The organism is Martelella sp. UBA3392 (assembly GCF_002358775.1).
In the GTDB taxonomy this organism is placed as follows: Bacteria; Pseudomonadota; Alphaproteobacteria; order Rhizobiales; family Rhizobiaceae; genus Martelella; species Martelella mediterranea.
The window spans coordinates 13018-13261 of record NZ_DEPM01000162.1; the positions used below are offsets into that span (position 1 = coordinate 13018).

1 pseudogene is annotated in these 244 nt (G+C 56.1%); it reads right to left on the bottom strand.

Going from position 1 to position 244, the window contains the following annotated elements:
• Positions 1–244, bottom strand: a pseudogene (gene tuf / locus B4E36_RS12380) (elongation factor Tu); the annotation flags it as partial.

Genomic DNA, 244 nt, shown 5'->3' on the forward strand with positions numbered 1-244 from the left:
CGGCCGCCTTCGCGGATCGCGAAGCGCAGCTTTTCTTCCATCGCGATCGGAACGATCAGCTCGACGTCAACCGTGACGTTGTCGCCCGGCATGACCATTTCCGTGCCTTCCGGCAGCGTGACAACACCGGTCACGTCCGTGGTGCGGAAGTAGAACTGCGGACGATAGTTGTTAAAGAACGGAGTATGACGACCACCTTCATCTTTGCTCAGAACATAGATCTCAGCAGTGAATTTGGTGTGGG